Here is a 265-nt window from a genome sequence, read left to right on the forward strand (position 1 = left end):
GGCATTCGCGACCTGGGCGTGCAACTTCGCGATATGCCGCTTGTGCTTTCGCGCCCGTTGCGCTTTCGCCAGTTTCTCAGCCGCGCGTCGGCCGAATCGGTCATTGGGCAGCTTCTCGCCGGTCGAAAGTGTGGCGAAGTCTTTCAGGCCGAGATCGATGCCAACACCGGAACGGATTGGGCGAGCCTGAACATCGGGCATCTCGATCACGATGTTGAGAAACCAGTTGCCGCGCGCATCCTGCGCAAAGTTGGTCCCATCCTTG

1 protein-coding gene is annotated in these 265 nt (G+C 60.4%); it reads right to left on the minus strand.

The annotated features are described in order from the left end of the window. Positions 1 to 265, minus strand: a 265-nt coding sequence (locus SB751_RS31420) for a transposase (RefSeq protein ID WP_410749200.1), incomplete at both ends; no start/stop codon positions are given.

Origin of the sequence: Cupriavidus sp. SIMBA_020 (assembly GCF_046535395.1) — a bacterium.
GTDB classification, from domain to species: domain Bacteria; phylum Pseudomonadota; class Gammaproteobacteria; order Burkholderiales; family Burkholderiaceae; genus Cupriavidus; species Cupriavidus campinensis.